Genomic DNA, 15,829 nt, shown 5'->3' on the forward strand with positions numbered 1-15,829 from the left:
GATCCTGTGGGAGCGAGCAGGCTCGCTCCCACAGGGGGTTGTGTCTTACTCGTGATGCGGTTCGCCCAAAAACGTCAACGAACTGAACAGCCCTCGCGTCGCCACATCCGGATTGTCCTTGAGCTGCACTTCCATCTGCGCTGCAATCACATTCAATCCTTCATTACGCACCAGTACTTGCGCCCGGCCATCCGCGTCGGTCTCGGTGCTCAAGGTATTCGGCGCGCTGCGATAGTCACCAATCAACTTCACACCCGCCGCTGGTTTGCCATCCAGTAGCACTCGAACCGGCAACGACTTACCCGGTCCGACGGTCAGCGGATCAACCTCCGGCAGAATCAGCAATTTCATTTGATCGAGCTTCGGCAATTTCGCGCCCGGCTGGTAAATCGCCAGGCTGTACTTGAAGGTCTGAGTAGACTCAATAGCCCCTGGCACTTTGCTGCGACCTTCGTTGATCCATTTTTTATCCGCCGTCTGCGACCACATGCCGTTGTCCAACGCCACCGCCATCACGGCGGGCGGCTTCAGCGGTTGCAGACGTGCGTGATCAGCCAAGCGCTGCACGGTCACCGGGATCATTTTGCCGCTGACGTCATACGCCCAGGCGCCGCTGATCTTCTGCGCCTTGAAGGCGTTGTCTTCGGCACCGTGGCCGTAAATCACTTCGATATTGCCGCGACGTTGTTCGGTCCAGAGGCCATGGGCTGAGACCTGGGTGGCGAAAAGCAGGCCGAGCAGTGCCAGAGGTTTGAGGTGTTGCATGGGAACTTCCTTTTACAGATTAAGTGTGAGGCTGACGGTGAAATTGCGCGGCTCGCCGGGGTTGACCCAGTAATTGCTGTACGAACGCTCGAAGTATTCCTCGTCGAAAAGGTTGTTCAGGTTCAGGCCTACAGTGACGTTTTCGCTGGCCTCGTAATGGGCCAGCAGGTCGACGGTGTGGTAAGCCGGCAATTCGAATTCGCCGCCGGCTTCACCCGAACGATCGCCGACGTAAGTGAACGCCGCGCCGACGTCAGAACCGCGCAAATGGCCATTCTGAAATTCATAGACGCCCAGCAGACTGCCGCTGCGTTTGGCCACGCCGAGAATTCGGCTGCCGGTGGGAATGACCTTGTCGCCCTGGGTGACTTCGGCGTCGATGTAAGCGAAGGCCCCTATCACTCGTACAGCATCGGTTACTTGCCCGGTGACTTGCAGGTCGACACCCTGACTGCGGGCCTTGCCCATGGCGCGGCTGGAGTCGGTGCTCGGGTCGAGCGCCAGGACATTTTCCTTTTCGATATGGAAGGCGGCGAGGGTGGTACTCAGACGATCGTCGAACAGCTCGCTCTTGATTCCGACTTCGTAACCGACGCCTTCTTCCGGGTCGAAGGATTTGCCGCCAGCGTCGAGACCGTTGTTCGGTTTGAACGAGGTGGAGGCGTTGGCGAACAGCCCGACTTGCGGTGTCAGCTGATAGAGCAGGCCGGCCCGCTGGGTCAACGCGTCGTGGTTCTGGCGGCTGGTCGCGTTGCGGCTGTGATCGTCGATGCTTTGTTCGAAATGTTCGAAGCGTGCACCGAGCATGCCGCGCAGTTTGTCGGTGAAGACGATCTGGTCCTGCAGGTTCAGCGCCTGACTTTCAACATGCTCGAAGAAGTCGGTCCCCGAGCGTGTGCCATTGGGTTTCGGCTGACCGTAGATTGGGTGATAAATGTCGATGGCGTAGGGGCCGCCGGCAATGGTCGTAACCCGTTCGTTTTTGCGGAAGTTCTCGTACTCGCTGCCAATCAGCAGTTCGTGCTGCCAGCTACCGAGGTCGAACAGACCGCGCAATTCGAGTTGGGTGATGCTGTCGTGCCAATTGGTATCGCGCTCGCGATAACGTCGATTGAGCGTGTGGCCGTCGGCATTCAGCGGACGGTTTTCCGAGGCGTAACCCCAGAGTTTGCCTTCCTTGTAATGGCTGGCCAGGCGCAGTTTCCAGCTGTCGTTGAGATGGTGTTCGAGGGTGGCTTGCAGCAGGTTGTTGTGGTTGTCGATGTTGCCGTCATTGGGTTCGCCGAGGAAGGTTGATCGCGACACGCCGCTCCACGTGTTGTTCGGCGCGACGATGCCGCGATCGAACGTGGAGCTGTGACGGACGAATTCGCTCTCCACCAAGAGGTTGGTGTCCGGGTTCAGTTGCCAACTGAAGGAGGGCGCGACGAACACTCGCTGGCTGTCGACGTGATTGCGGAAGCTGTGGTTATCCTCGACGGCCAGGTTCACTCGGGACAGTACGTTGGCGTCGTCATCCAGCGGCGTGTTGACATCCAGCGCGGTGCGATAGCGATCCCAACTGCCGGCGCTGGTTTGCAACGTGGTGAACGCTTCGGGCTGTGGTTTCTTGGTGACGATGTTAGCCGTGCCGCCTGGATCGCCTCGGCCATAGAGGCTGGCCGCCGGGCCTTTGAGCACTTCGATGCGCTCGATGTTCGCCACGTCCGGTGTGCTCGGGTAGCCACGGTTGGCGCTGAAGCCGTCCTTGTAGAACTCCGATGTGGTGAAGCCGCGCACGCTGTATTCGTAGAGGGTCAGGCCGCCGAAGTTGTTTTGCTTCGACACGCCACCGGCAAAGTCCAGTGCTCGTTCGACGCTGGTGCTGCCCAGATCCTTGAGCACGCTGGCGGGAATCACGCTGATCGATTGCGGGATGTCGCGAAGGGCAGTGTCGGTTTTGGTTGCGCTGGAAGAGCGTGTCGCACGATAGCCCTTGACGGGACCGGTGGGGGATTCGTAGTCGGAGGTGACGCTGATGGCGTCCAGCTCAAGAGTTTTGGACTCTTCAGCGAAGACCGGATCTCCCATCAGGCTGAGGGCCAGACCTGCTAGGGAAGCCATTGTTCGAGACGACATGTTATGTTGTTCCAATATAGATATTGAAACAATATAACATGCCTAATGAGAATGTCTGCTGTTAGCCAGAGAGTCTTGGGCCAGCGTTAGTCTTCTTCTTTCTCTTTAACCGGCGCCGGTGGCGGACGTAAACCGATCTCTGCGGTCAGCTTGAGCTCCTTGCCGTTGCGCATCACCTGAATCGTCACCTTGTCGGTTGGTTTGATCCGCGCAACCTGGTTCATCGAACGCCGACCATCACCAGCCGGTTCGCCGTCGATGGCGAGAATCACATCGCCCAATTGCAGGCCGGCCTTCTGCGCCGGCCCGTCGCGGAAAATTCCCGCGACCACAATGCCCGGACGCCCCGACAGACCAAAAGATTCCGCCAGTTCCTGAGACAACGGCTGCACTTCGATACCGAGCCACCCGCGAATGACCTGGCCATGCTCGATGATCGACTTCATCACTTCCGTGGCCAGTTTCACCGGGATCGCGAAACCGATGCCCTGGGAGCCGCCGGACTTGGAGAAAATCGCCGTATTGATGCCAGTCAGGTTGCCGTTGGCATCCACCAGCGCACCGCCGGAGTTGCCTGGGTTGATCGCGGCGTCGGTCTGGATGAAGTCTTCGTAGTTGTTCAGGCCCAGCTGATTGCGCCCGGTGGCGCTGATGATGCCCATGGTCACGGTCTGGCCGACGCCGAACGGGTTACCGATAGCCAGGGCTACGTCGCCGATGCGGATGTTGTCGGAACGCCCGACCGTGATCGATGGCAAGTTCTTCAGATCAATTTTCAGTACCGCAAGGTCGGTTTCCGGGTCGCTGCCGATCACTCGGGCCAGGGTTTCACGACCGTCCTTGAGCGCCACCACGATCTGGTCGGCGCCGCTGGTCACATGGTTGTTGGTCAGCAGGTAACCTTCCGGGCTCATGATCACGCCGGAGCCGAGGCTCGATTCCATGCGCTTCTGCTTGGGCGAGTTGTCGCCAAAGAAGCGGCGGAACTGCGGGTCCTCGAACAGCGGATGGTTCGGTTTGTTGATGACTTTGGTGGTGTACAGGTTGACCACCGACGGCGCCGCCGTGGTCACGGCGTCGGCATAGGACACGGGGCCTTGTTGCATCGTGGTGGTTTGCGGGGCTTGCTGCATGTTGACGTCGAGGCTTGGGAGCCCGACCCACTGCGGGTAACGCTGGATTATCAATAGAGCGATAAGCACGCCGGCCAACAGCGGCCAGCCGGAAAAACGCAGCGCCTTGAGCATTAAGCACGTCCTGAGAGGTTGCAGGCGGTATGAGACCGCCCATAATGTCGCGCATTATACGAGGCGAAGCGTGCCTCTGAACGGGATATTTAGGAGTCTTTTATGGCCGTCGCCCTGAGCACTTTGGTCGAAGAAGCCGACCGTTACCTTAACAGTGCCAAGATTGCCGATTACTGCCCCAATGGGCTGCAGGTCGAAGGCAGGCCGCAGGTGATGCGCATCGTCAGTGGCGTCACCGCCAGCCAGGCGCTGCTCGACGCCGCGGTGGAAGCCAACGCCGACCTGGTGCTGGTGCATCACGGCTACTTCTGGAAGGGTGAGAATCCGTGCATCACCGGCATGAAGCAGCGTCGGTTGAAAACCCTGCTCAAGCACGATATCAGCCTGTTGTCCTACCATCTGCCGCTGGATCTGCACCCGGAAGTCGGCAATAACGTCCAACTGGCACGTCAGCTGGACATCACCGTTGAAGGCCCGCTGGACCCGGACAACCTCAAAGTGGTCGGCCTGGTCGGTTCATTGAACGAGCCAGTGACGCCCCGTGATTTTGCCCGTCGCGTACAGGAAGTCATGGGGCGCGAGCCGTTACTGATTGAAGGCAGCGAGATGATCCGCCGCGTTGGCTGGTGCACCGGTGGCGGTCAGGGTTACATCGATCAGGCCGTGCTGGCTGGCGTCGACTTGTACCTCAGCGGTGAGGCGTCCGAGCAGACCTTCCACAGCGCCAGGGAAAACAACATCAGCTTCATCGCCGCCGGCCACCACGCCACCGAGCGCTATGGCGTTCAGGCGCTGGGGGATTATCTGGCGCGGCGTTTTGCCCTTGAGCACATCTTCATCGATTGCCCGAACCCCATCTGACATCGTTGTCCCCCGTAGGAGCGAGGCTTGCCCGCGAAGAACGATAACTCGGTTTACCTGATGCACCGCGTTGTCGTTCTTCGCGGGCAAGCCTCGCTCCTACAGGGGCATGGTGCCCAAACGCGGAGGTATATTCATATACCCTTTCGATCTAGTCGGCGGCCTGATTAGAAGAGGTCGCTGTGCTAGCATTCCTCGCTCGAACACGGCCCGCTGGCCGTCCATAAGATCGTTTTCGTGAGTAGCCATGGTCGACAAACTGACGCATCTGAAACAGCTGGAGGCCGAAAGCATCCACATCATCCGCGAGGTCGCCGCCGAGTTCGATAACCCGGTGATGCTGTACTCCGTCGGTAAAGACTCCGCCGTGATGCTGCACCTTGCGCGCAAAGCATTCTTCCCGGGCAAACTGCCGTTCCCGGTGATGCACGTCGACACCCGGTGGAAGTTCAAGGAAATGTACGCGTTCCGCGACCACATGGTCGAAGAACTCGGCCTGGACCTGATCGTGCACGTCAACCCCGATGGCGTCGCGCAGGGCATCAACCCGCTCACCCACGGCAGCGCCAAGCACACCGACATCATGAAAACCGAAGGCCTCAAGCAGGCCCTCGACAAGTACGGTTTCGATGCCGCTTTTGGTGGTGCCCGTCGCGACGAAGAGAAGTCCCGTGCCAAAGAGCGCGTGTATTCCTTCCGCGACACCAAGCACCGCTGGGACCCGAAAAACCAGCGTCCCGAGTTGTGGAACGTCTACAACGGCAAGGTCAACAAGGGTGAATCGATCCGCGTGTTCCCTTTGTCGAACTGGACCGAGCTGGACATCTGGCAGTACATCTACCTCGAAGGCATCCCGATTGTGCCGCTGTATTTCGCCGCCGAGCGCGACGTCATCGAGATGAATGGCACCTGGATCATGATCGACGACGAACGTCTGCTCAATCACCTGAGCGATGAAGACAAGGCGCGTATCGTCAAGAAGAAGGTCCGTTTCCGTACACTCGGTGACTACCCGTTGACCGGTGCGGTCGAGTCCGAGGCCACCAGCCTGACCGACATCATTCAGGAAATGCTCCTGACGCGAACTTCCGAACGCCAGGGCCGAGTCATCGATCACGATGGCGCCGGCTCGATGGAAGAAAAGAAACGTCAGGGTTATTTCTAAGGGGTTGTCATGTCGCATCAATCTGAGTTGATCAGCGAGGACATCCTCGCCTATCTGGGCCAGCACGAACGCAAGGAAATGCTGCGCTTTCTTACCTGTGGCAACGTCGACGACGGCAAGAGCACCCTGATCGGGCGCCTGCTGCACGACTCCAAAATGATCTACGAAGATCACCTGGAAGCCATTACCCGCGACTCGAAAAAAGTCGGCACCACCGGCGATGACATCGACCTGGCATTGCTGGTCGACGGCCTGCAGGCCGAGCGGGAGCAGGGCATCACTATCGATGTCGCTTACCGTTACTTCTCCACCGCCAAACGCAAATTCATCATCGCCGACACCCCTGGCCATGAGCAATACACCCGCAACATGGCCACCGGTGCGTCCACCTGTGACCTGGCGATCATCCTGGTCGACGCCCGTTACGGTGTGCAGACCCAGACCCGTCGCCACAGCTTCATTGCCTCGTTGCTCGGCATCAAGCACATCGTTGTCGCCATCAACAAGATGGACCTCAACGGCTTCGACGAAACAGTCTTCGAGTCGATCAAGGCCGATTACCTGAAGTTCGCCGAAGGCATCGCGTTCAAGCCGACCACCATGGCCTTCGTGCCGATGTCGGCGCTCAAGGGCGACAACGTGGTGAACAAGTCCGAGCGCTCGCCGTGGTACACCGGCCAGTCGCTGATGGAGATTCTTGAAACCGTCGAGATCGCCAACGACCGCAACTACACCGACCTGCGTTTCCCGGTGCAGTACGTCAACCGTCCGAACCTGAACTTCCGTGGTTTCGCCGGTACGCTGGCCAGCGGCGTCGTGCACAAGGGCGACGAAGTCGTTGTGCTGCCGTCGGGCAAGAGCAGCCGCGTGAAATCCATCGTCACCTTCGAAGGTGAGCTGGAGCACGCCGGTCCAGGTCAGGCCGTCACGCTGACCATGGAAGACGAGATCGACATCTCCCGCGGTGACTTGCTGGTGCACGCCGATAACCAGCCGCAAGTGACTGATGCCTTTGACGCCATGTTGGTATGGATGGCTGAAGAGCCGATGCTGCCGGGCAAGAAATACGACATCAAGCGCGCCACCACTTACGTGCCGGGTTCGATCACCAGCATCGTCAACCGCGTTGACGTGAACACCCTGGAAGAAGGTCCGGCCAGTTCCTTGCATCTGAACGAGATCGGTCGGGTCAAGATCAGCCTCGACGCGGCCATCGCGCTGGACGGTTACGCGAGCAACCGCACCACCGGTTCGTTTATCGTCATTGATCGTTTGACCAATGGCACCGTTGCGGCCGGCATGATCATCGCTCAGCCGTTGAGCCATGGCACCAGCACGCATCATGGCAAACTGGCTCACGTCGCCACCGAAGAACGTGCCCAGCGCTTCGGCCAGCAACCGGCCACCGTGTTGTTCAGCGGTTTGTCGGGCGCGGGTAAAAGCACCCTGGCTTACGCGGTTGAACGCAAGCTGTTCGACATGGGCCGTGCGGTGTTTGTACTCGATGGTCAGAACCTGCGTCATGACCTCAACAAAGGTCTGCCACAGGACCGCGCCGGGCGTACCGAGAACTGGCGTCGTGCGGCTCACGTTGCGCGTCAGTTCAACGAAGCCGGTCTGCTGACCTTGGCAGCCTTCGTTGCGCCGAGTGCCGAAGGTCGTGAGCAGGCCAGGGACCTGATCGGCAAGGAGCGTCTGCTGACGGTCTACGTCCAGGCCTCTCCGACGGTCTGTGCCGAGCGTGACCCACAAGGTCTGTACGCGGCGGCCGGGGATAACATCCCGGGCGATTCCTTCCCGTACGACGTGCCGCTGGACGCCGACCTCGTGGTCGACACCCAGTCGCTGACGCTGGAAGAAAGCGTCAAGCAAGTGCTGGATCTGCTGCGTCAGCGTGGCGCGATCTAAGCGTTAGCCGTTAATAAAAACCCGCCGATGAGTGATCATCGGCGGGTTTTTTGTGCTCTTTAGATCGCCTTCACTCCTACCGATTGCGAGATTCCTGTAGGAGCGAGGCTTGCCCGCGAAGAGGCCGGTACAGGCGCCTTGTTACTTGGCTGGATACTCACGATGCATCTGCGCAAGCAGCGCATCCTTGTCTTCCCACAACTGATTGATCCAGCCCTGAAACTGCAGTCGATACTCGCCGTCCTGGTCATAGTTCTTGCCAATGAACTGCGGCGGAATCTTCAGCTCCTGAAAGTGCACCACCACATCCTTCACATTCCCACAGAGTAGATCCCAGTAGCCAGGGCGCCCGGCCGGATAGTGAATGGTCACGTTGACGATGGCTTCCAGTTGCTCACCCATGGCATCCAGCACAAAGGCAATGCCGCCGGCCTTGGGCTTAAGCAGATACTTGAACGGTGATTTCTGCTGCGCATGCTTGCCTTCGGCGAAGCGTGTGCCTTCGACGAAGTTGAAAATCCCCACCGGGTTATTGCGGAACTTGTCGCAGGTCTTGCGGGTGGTTTCCAGGTCTTTGCCTTTCTTCTCCGGGTGCTTCTCCAGATAGGCCTTTGAGTAGCGCTTCATGAACGGAAAGCCAAGCGCCCACCACGCCAGGCCAATCACCGGCACCCAGATCAGTTCCTGTTTGAGGAAGAACTTCAGCGGGCGGATGCGGCGGTTGAGCACGTACTGCAGCACCATGATGTCGACCCAGCTCTGGTGGTTGCTGGTGATCAAATACGAGTGCTGATAGTCCAGGCCTTCGAGGCCGCTGAGCTTCCAGCGCGTGTGCCCGAGCAAGTCCATCCAGGCTTTGTTGTTGCTGATCCAGGCTTCGTGAATGTGGCCCATTAGCCAATCGGTAAAGCGCTGGGCGGCGGGGAAGGGCAGCAGCAATTTAAAGATCGCCACGATGAACAGCGGGGTGCAACAGGCAATCGTGTTCAGAGCCAACAACATCGAGGCAATGACGCCTCGCAGCGGTGCAGGTAGGGAATCCAGCATTTAAAGATCCAAAGGTCGGTTGGCAGCTTGAATCGCGGTCAACGCGATGGTGTAGACGATGTCGTCGACTTGCGCGCCGCGCGGCAGGTCGTTCACCGGTTTGCGCAGGCCTTGCAGCATCGGCCCGAGGCTGACGCAATCGGCGCTGCGCTGCACGGCTTTGTGGGTGGTGTTGCCGGTGTTCAGGTCGGGGAATACGAACACTGTGGCGCGACCGGCGACCTGGCTGTTCGGCGCCAGTTGCCGGGCGACGGTTTCGTTGGCGGCGGCGTCGTACTGCAATGGGCCGTCGATCAACAGCGAGTTCTGTTGTTCGTGGGCGAGCAATGTCGCTTCGCGAACCTTCTCGACTTCTTCGCCGCTGGCCGATTCACCGCTGGAGTAGCTGATCATTGCCACGCGAGGGGTGATGCCGAATGCGGCGGCCGAGTCGGCGCTTTGCAGCGCGATCTCCGCCAGTTCGCTGGCGCTCGGGTGCGGGTTCATCACGCAGTCGCCGTAGACCAGCACTTCCTCGGGGAAGAGCATGAAGAACACCGACGACACCAACGTGCAGCCCGGCGCGGTCTTGATCAGTTGCAGGGCTGGGCGGATGGTGTTGGCGGTGGAGTGAATGACCCCGGACACGAGGCCGTCGACTTCATCCAGCGCCAGCATCATGGTGCCGATCACCACGGTGTCTTCCAGTTGCTGCTCGGCCATCGGCGCGTTGAGGCTTTTGCTTTTGCGCAGGGCGACCATCGGTTCGACGTAGCGCTCGCGGATCAGGTCCGGGTCGAGAATTTCCAGCCCCGGCGGCAACTCGATGCCTTGGGCGCGGGCGACGGCTTCGACGTCCGCAGGTTTCGCCAGCAACACGCAACGAGCGATGCCACGCGCCTGACAGATCGCTGCGGCTTGCACCGTCAGCGGCTCGCTGCCTTCGGGCAGAACGATGCGCTTGTTGGCGGCCTGGGCACGCTGAATCAATTGATAGCGGAACACGGCGGGCGACAAGCGCATTTCCCGTGGCGTACCGCAGCGCTGGTGCAGCCAGTTCGCGTCCAGATGGCTGGCGACGAAGTCGGTGATGATCTCCGCGCGCTCGCGGTCGTCGATCGGGATTTCCTTGTTCAAACCGTTCAACTGGTTGGCGGTGTCGTAGGAGCCAGTGCTCACCGACAACACCGGCAGGCCAGCCTGCAACGCGCCACGGCACAGGTCCATGATGCGTGGATCGGGCAGGGTGTCGCTGGTCAGCAACAGGCCGGCCAGGGGCACGCCGTTCATGGCGGCGAGGCTGACGGCGAGGATGATGTCGTCGCGATCGCCAGGTGTCACCACCAACACGCCGGGCTTGAGCAGCTCCACGGTGTTGCGCATGGTGCGGGCGCAGATGATGATTTTGGTCATGCGCCGGGTTTCGTAATCACCGGCATTGAGAATTTGCGCGCCCATCAGGTCGGCGACGTCGCGGGTGCGCGGGGCGTTCAATTCCGGCTGGAACGGGATGCAACCCAGCAGACGGAAATCGCCACTGCGCAGCAACGGCGAATGCTCTTTCAAGCGCGAGGCGAAAGCCTCCATGCTCTCGTCGGTTTTGACTTTGTTGAGGATCACGCCGAGGACTTTCGGATCTTTAGGGCCGCCGAACAATTGCGCCTGCAATTCCACTCGACCAGACAGTTCGGTCAACACTTCGTTTTCCGGCGCCGAGACCAGGATCACTTCGGCGTCGAGGCTCTTGGCCAAATGCAGATTGACCCGCGCGGCGTAGCTGGCGCTGCGGGTCGGGACCATGCCTTCGACGATCAGCACATCTTTGCCGACGGCCGCCTGCTGATAGAGGGTGATGATTTCTTCGAGCAGTTCATCCAGCTGACCGTCGCCGAGCATGCGCTCGACGTGTGCCAGACCGAGCGGCTGAGGCGGCTTCAAGCCGTGAGTGCGCGCCACCAGTTCGGTGGAGCGTTCAGGTCCGGTGTCACCCGGATGCGGCTGGGCAATCGGCTTGAAAAAGCCGACTTTGAGGCCGGCTCGCTCAAGGGTACGTACCAGCCCGAGGCTGATGGAGGTCAGACCCACACCAAAATCGGTGGGTGCGATAAAAAAAGTTTGCATGCGAATTCTCTGGAGGTGCATGGCAGTGGTGAACGTCTATGACTGACGATCTACCGAAATTCAGTCGCCAAGGTTATCGCTAACCGAGCCTTGTGCGCACCAACCGCAATCAAAGGGCTGGCCTATTTGTTCAATACGTTGCGCGGGGTCCAGCACCCAGGCGCGCGATTGCCAGGGCGGCTGGTGGCGCAGGTGCTGGGTGTGACCGCAGGAAAGCTCGGCCACCCAGTGCCCGTCCTCATCCTGATGGAAACCTGTGACCGTCGAGCCTTTCGCCGCGTTCCGTCTGTCCGGGTTGTGTTCGCTTTCGGGCGATTGCTTCGCTAAACTTGGCCATTCTTCATTCTTATGCAAAAGGTCTCGCCCCATGCTGATCGCCGCCAATAAGGCTGTCTCCATCGACTATACCCTGACCAACGACGCTGGTGAGGTCATCGACAGCTCCGCCGGCGGCGCGCCGCTGGTCTACCTGCAAGGCGCAGGTAATATCATTCCGGGCCTGGAAAAGGCTCTGGAAGGCAAAGCAGTCGGTGACGAACTGACGGTTGCCGTAGAACCTGAAGATGCCTATGGCGAATACGCTGCCGAACTGGTCAGCACGTTGAGCCGCAGCATGTTCGAAGGCGTCGACGAGCTGGAAGTGGGCATGCAGTTCCACGCATCCGCTCCAGACGGCCAGATGCAGATCGTCACCATTCGCGATCTGGACGGCGACGATGTCACCGTCGACGGCAACCACCCGTTGGCCGGTCAGCGCCTGAATTTCCAGGTCAAGATCATCGACATCCGTGACGCCAGCCAGGAAGAAGTCGCTCATGGTCACGTCCATGGCGAAGGTGGCCATCACCACTGATTTTCTGCGCTAAGCTTTCGAGAACTGGAGAGGCGCCCGAGGGGCGCCTTTTTAGTCCGCGGCTGTCCCTGGTGACGCCGCCAAGTGGCTGTTTCGAGAAGAACACGGGAATTTGGAGTTCGTCATGAGTGCTTTTCACGACCTTAAATTGACAGCCCTGGATGGTCAGGAGCTACCGCTGGCGCCTTTTAAAGGGAACGTCGTGCTGGTGGTCAACGTCGCCTCCAAATGTGGCTTGACCCCACAATACGCGGCGCTGGAAAACCTCTACCAGCAATACAAGGACAAAGGCTTCAGCGTGCTGGGCTTGCCGTGCAACCAGTTTGCCGGGCAGGAACCGGGTACCGAGCAAGAGATCCAGGAGTTTTGCAACCTCAACTATGGCGTGACGTTTCCGTTGTCCAGCAAGCTGGAAGTCAACGGTCACGATCGCCATCAGCTGTACCGTCTGCTGGCGGGCGAGGGCGCTGAGTTCCCCGGTGACATTACCTGGAACTTCGAAAAATTCCTGCTGGGCAAGGACGGGCGTGTGCTGGCGCGGTTCTCGCCACGCACACCTCCAGACGATCCGTCTGTCGTTCAGGCGATCGAAAAAGCGCTGAGCTGAACCCCCCTCTGTAGGAGCGAAGCTTGCTCGCGAAGGCGTCATGTCATTCAAAGTTGATATCGACTGACCTGACGCCTTCGCGAGCAAGCTTCGCTCCTACTGTCTTTTTATCCTTAATCACCCAAATCAATAGTGCTGTTCAAGGCTGGCAGGTCTCCATATTATAGCCGTCATAAAGTCATTTCCACGTGGAGCGTCCCATGCCAGTCAAAGCCCTGTTCAAACCGTTCCACCTCGGCACCCTTGAATTGCCGACTCGCGTCGTCATGGCGCCGATGACCCGCTCGTTTTCGCCGGGTGGCGTTCCCAATTCCAAAGTGATCGAGTACTACCGTCGTCGCGCCGCCGCAGGCGTCGGTCTGATCATCACCGAAGGCACCACCGTCGACCACAAGGCTTCCAACGGCTACCCAAACGTGCCGCACTTCTACGGTGAAGCAGCGCTGGCCGGCTGGAAGAAAGTGGTCGACGCGGTTCATGCTGAAGGCGGCAAGATCGTTCCGCAGCTGTGGCACGTCGGCAGCGTGCGCCGCATCGGCACCGAGCCCGACGCGAGCGTGCCGGGTTATGGCCCGTCGGAGAAATTGAAGGACGGTCAGGTCGTGGTTCACGGCATGACCCAGCAAGATATCCAGGATGTGATCGCCGCGTTCGCCCAGGCCGCCAAAGATGCCCAGAGCATCGGCATGGACGGCGTGGAAATTCACGGTGCCCACGGCTACCTCGTGGACCAGTTCTTTTGGGAAGGCAGCAACCAGCGCACCGACGAATACGGCGGCAGCCTGGCCAACCGTTCGCGTTTCGCCATTGAACTGATCCAGGCGGTGCGTGCAGCGGTCGGCGAAGGCTTCCCGATTATTTTTCGTTTCTCCCAATGGAAGCAGCAGGATTACACCGCGCGTCTGGTGCAAACACCCGAAGCGTTGGGCGAATTCCTCAAACCGTTGTCCGACGCCGGCGTGGATATTTTCCACTGCTCGACGCGCCGTTTCTGGGAGCCGGAATTCGACGGTTCCGAGCTGAACCTGGCAGGCTGGGCCCGCAAGCTCACTGGCAAGCCGACCATCACGGTGGGCAGTGTCGGCCTGGACGGCGAGTTCCTGCAGTTTATGGTCAACACCGACAAGATCGCGCAGCCGGCCAGCCTGGAAAAACTGCTGGAGCGTTTGAACAATGATGAGTTCGATCTGGTGGCGGTAGGTCGTGCGCTGCTGGTGGACCCGGACTGGGCGCAGAAAGTGCGTGATGGCCGCGAAGAAGACATCCTGCCGTTCAGCCGTGAGGCGTTGATGACCCTGGTTTAAGCCGAGGCTCAAGGCTTGAGGCAAGCGGGGTCTGACAAGCCCCGCGCAACTGCCCTTCAAACTGCTCGATAATCGCCGCCCAGCCCTGACGACTCGCATGCTGACGCGCATTAAGCCGCACGCAGCGCAAAGTTTCGCGCTTCTCCAGCAGCCAACACGACGCATCGCAGAACGCCTCTTCGTCCCCGGGCATCGCCAGTACGCCGTTGTAGCCATGGCGAATGTGCTGAGCCGCCGCAGCCTGATCGTAAGCCACCACACCCAGACCCGAAGCCAGTGCCTCAAGCACCACGTTGCCGAAAGTCTCGGTCAGGCTCGGAAACAGAAACACATCCCCCGATGCATAGTGACTGGCCAAGGCTTCGCCGCGTTGTGACCCACAGAAAATCGCTTCAGGCAGTTCCTTCTCAAGTGCCGCTCGTTGCGGACCGTCTCCGACCACGATCAACTTTATTGTTCGCTGTGGATAAGTCGCTTTCAGCGCGTCGAAACTGCGCTTGAGCAGGCCCAGATTTTTCTCCGGTGCCAGGCGTCCTACGTGGATGACAGCAATGTCGTCGTTCCCCACCCCCCAACTCTCACGCAGGGCGTTAATCCGTTTGGTCGGGTGAAACAACTGGCTGTCGACCCCTCGGGACAGCAACGCCAGACGCTCGAAATGCCGGCGCTCCAGTTCTAGCCGCTGGCTGACGCTGGGCACCAGGGTCAGGGTCGAGCGATTGTGAAACCAGCGCAGGTAGTGAGTCAGCAAACGTGTCAGCAGCCCGAGCCCATACTGGCTGGAGTACTGCTGGAAATTGGTGTGGAAGCCACTGACGACCGAAATCCCCAAGCGCCGTGCCGCGCGCAACGCGGACAATCCCAGCGGTCCTTCCGTGGCGATGTACAGCACGTCCGGCCGATGACGCTTCCAGCGCCGCAGCAGTTTGTGCATCGACGACTGGCCCCATTGCAAGCCGGGATAGCCCGGCAGCGGCCAGCCCCGACACAGCAACAAGGCATCGTCGCTGCCCAGCTGCTGGTCGCAACCCTGACGAGGTCGCACCAATTCCACCTGATGCCCGCGCGCGCGCAAGCCGTCGCACAAGCGGCCAAGGGTATTGGCTACGCCGTTGATTTCCGGTGGGAAGGTTTCGGTGATCAGAGTGATATGCAGAGCTGTCGTCATGACCTCAGTGTCGGCTGAGGCCATGTCGTCAGTGTGACGGTTCGATGATGGATTTGTGACAGAATCAGCGTTGGGTCACCAGGTTTTCAGCGCCGCGTTCGCGCACCCAGAACAAGGTCGCTCCCGCTACGGCGGCCGGCATCATCAGGATGTTGACCACCGGAATCAGCAGCACCAGATAAACACTCCCGCCGAAACTCATGCTCTGCCAGCGCTTCTCGCGCAGCCAGGCGAGCATCTCGTTCCAGCCCAGTTTGTGGTTATCCGCCGGGTAGTCGATGTACTGGAAAAAGGTGCGACATCGTCTGAAAGCCACGTAAATCACTGCCCTTTCCCAAGGGAGTGAGGGGGAAATGTATCAGCCAGATGTATGTTCTGAAAAGATGCCACGCGGCTTTCCTAATGCTGGGAATCAGGCATCGTTGCAGTCCACATCGCTGATCAGGGTGAAAGAGGTTGGTCGAGAACAAACGGGTGAGCACAGATTTGTTACAGCCATCAGGCGAGTGGGTCAACCAGCAAGCAATCCAAGCCGCTCTGGCGGATTCCTGCGACCGTGGTTGAGGAGTTTGCAATGCAGCGAAAGTCCATCTGACCAACACTGGGCTCACCACCCATCGAAGACAGATTGAACGCCGTCGTCCAGCTATATACTGTGCGTAAATACAGTATTCGGTGCGTGCGTG

General features: G+C 59.5%; 13 protein-coding genes and 1 pseudogene. 6 read left to right on the plus strand and 8 right to left on the minus strand.

What is annotated here, in order from left to right:
• Positions 1-45: 45 nt before the first annotated feature.
• The 3 genes from ACYZTU_RS05535 to algW form a co-directional block, all read right to left on the minus strand.
• Positions 46-765, minus strand: coding sequence for a DUF4198 domain-containing protein (locus tag ACYZTU_RS05535; protein WP_461968573.1), 720 nt, complete (start codon positions 763-765; stop codon positions 46-48).
• Positions 766-777: 12 nt separating this feature from the next.
• Positions 778-2,883: a TonB-dependent siderophore receptor gene (locus ACYZTU_RS05540; RefSeq protein WP_461968575.1), complete on the minus strand. Its 2,106-nt coding sequence runs from the start codon at positions 2,881-2,883 to the stop codon at positions 778-780.
• Positions 2,884-2,969: 86 nt separating this feature from the next.
• Positions 2,970-4,130, minus strand: a complete 1,161-nt coding sequence (gene algW / locus ACYZTU_RS05545; protein ID WP_461968577.1) for a Do family serine endopeptidase AlgW — start codon at positions 4,128-4,130, stop codon at positions 2,970-2,972.
• 102 nt (positions 4,131-4,232) lie between these two features.
• Here algW and ACYZTU_RS05550 point away from each other — a divergent pair, with 102 nt between their 5' ends.
• The 3 genes from ACYZTU_RS05550 to cysN all read left to right on the plus strand — a co-directional run bounded on the left by ACYZTU_RS05550 (position 4,233) and on the right by cysN (position 8,064).
• The gene (locus ACYZTU_RS05550) at positions 4,233-4,991 is read left to right on the plus strand and encodes a Nif3-like dinuclear metal center hexameric protein (protein WP_282375121.1); all 759 of its coding nucleotides are present in this window, start codon (positions 4,233-4,235) and stop codon (positions 4,989-4,991) included.
• A gap of 247 nt (positions 4,992-5,238) precedes the next feature.
• A complete protein-coding gene (gene cysD, locus ACYZTU_RS05555) occupies positions 5,239-6,156 on the plus strand; it encodes a sulfate adenylyltransferase subunit CysD (protein ID WP_348123467.1) in 918 nt (305 codons plus the stop codon).
• Between the two features lie 9 nt (positions 6,157-6,165).
• The gene (cysN, locus tag ACYZTU_RS05560; protein WP_461968579.1) at positions 6,166-8,064 is read left to right on the plus strand and encodes a sulfate adenylyltransferase subunit CysN; all 1,899 of its coding nucleotides are present in this window, start codon (positions 6,166-6,168) and stop codon (positions 8,062-8,064) included.
• Between the two features lie 141 nt (positions 8,065-8,205).
• Here the strand turns inward: cysN and ACYZTU_RS05565 are convergent, their stop codons facing one another.
• From ACYZTU_RS05565 to ACYZTU_RS05575, 3 genes are read right to left on the minus strand one after another with little or no spacing between them, the layout of a single operon-like run.
• Positions 8,206-9,111, minus strand: a complete 906-nt coding sequence (locus ACYZTU_RS05565; protein ID WP_461968581.1) for an acyltransferase — start codon at positions 9,109-9,111, stop codon at positions 8,206-8,208.
• Complete coding sequence (gene pta, locus ACYZTU_RS05570; RefSeq protein ID WP_282375127.1) at positions 9,112-11,211, minus strand: phosphate acetyltransferase; 2,100 nt, start codon at positions 11,209-11,211, stop codon at positions 9,112-9,114.
• A 60-nt stretch (positions 11,212-11,271) separates the two neighbouring features.
• Positions 11,272-11,610 carry a DUF3565 domain-containing protein gene (locus tag ACYZTU_RS05575; protein WP_461968583.1) on the minus strand — a complete coding sequence of 113 codons (339 nt, stop codon included), beginning with the start codon at positions 11,608-11,610 and terminating at the stop codon, positions 11,272-11,274.
• Between ACYZTU_RS05575 and ACYZTU_RS05580 the strand changes: the two genes are divergently transcribed.
• The 3 genes from ACYZTU_RS05580 to ACYZTU_RS05590 all read left to right on the plus strand — a co-directional run bounded on the left by ACYZTU_RS05580 (position 11,579) and on the right by ACYZTU_RS05590 (position 13,975).
• Positions 11,579-12,064 carry an FKBP-type peptidyl-prolyl cis-trans isomerase gene (locus tag ACYZTU_RS05580; protein WP_045061434.1) on the plus strand — a complete coding sequence of 162 codons (486 nt, stop codon included), beginning with the start codon at positions 11,579-11,581 and terminating at the stop codon, positions 12,062-12,064. The genes ACYZTU_RS05575 and ACYZTU_RS05580 overlap by 32 nt on opposite strands.
• A gap of 124 nt (positions 12,065-12,188) precedes the next feature.
• Entirely contained in the window at positions 12,189-12,671 is a 483-nt protein-coding gene (locus tag ACYZTU_RS05585; RefSeq protein WP_449643766.1) for a glutathione peroxidase, read from the plus strand.
• A 200-nt stretch (positions 12,672-12,871) separates the two neighbouring features.
• A complete protein-coding gene (locus tag ACYZTU_RS05590) occupies positions 12,872-13,975 on the plus strand; it encodes an NADH:flavin oxidoreductase (protein ID WP_461968585.1) in 1,104 nt (367 codons plus the stop codon).
• Here the strand turns inward: ACYZTU_RS05590 and ACYZTU_RS05595 are convergent.
• Positions 13,944-15,167, minus strand: coding sequence for a glycosyltransferase family 4 protein (locus ACYZTU_RS05595; protein ID WP_461968587.1), 1,224 nt, complete (start codon positions 15,165-15,167; stop codon positions 13,944-13,946). The two genes, ACYZTU_RS05590 and ACYZTU_RS05595, sit on opposite strands and share 32 nt — an antisense overlap.
• 40 nt (positions 15,168-15,207) lie before the next feature.
• Positions 15,208-15,429 (minus strand): annotated as a pseudogene (locus ACYZTU_RS05600) (EI24 domain-containing protein); the annotation flags it as partial.
• Positions 15,430-15,829: the final 400 nt, after the last annotated feature.

Source organism: Pseudomonas sp. HLT2-19-2 (genome assembly GCF_054898005.1).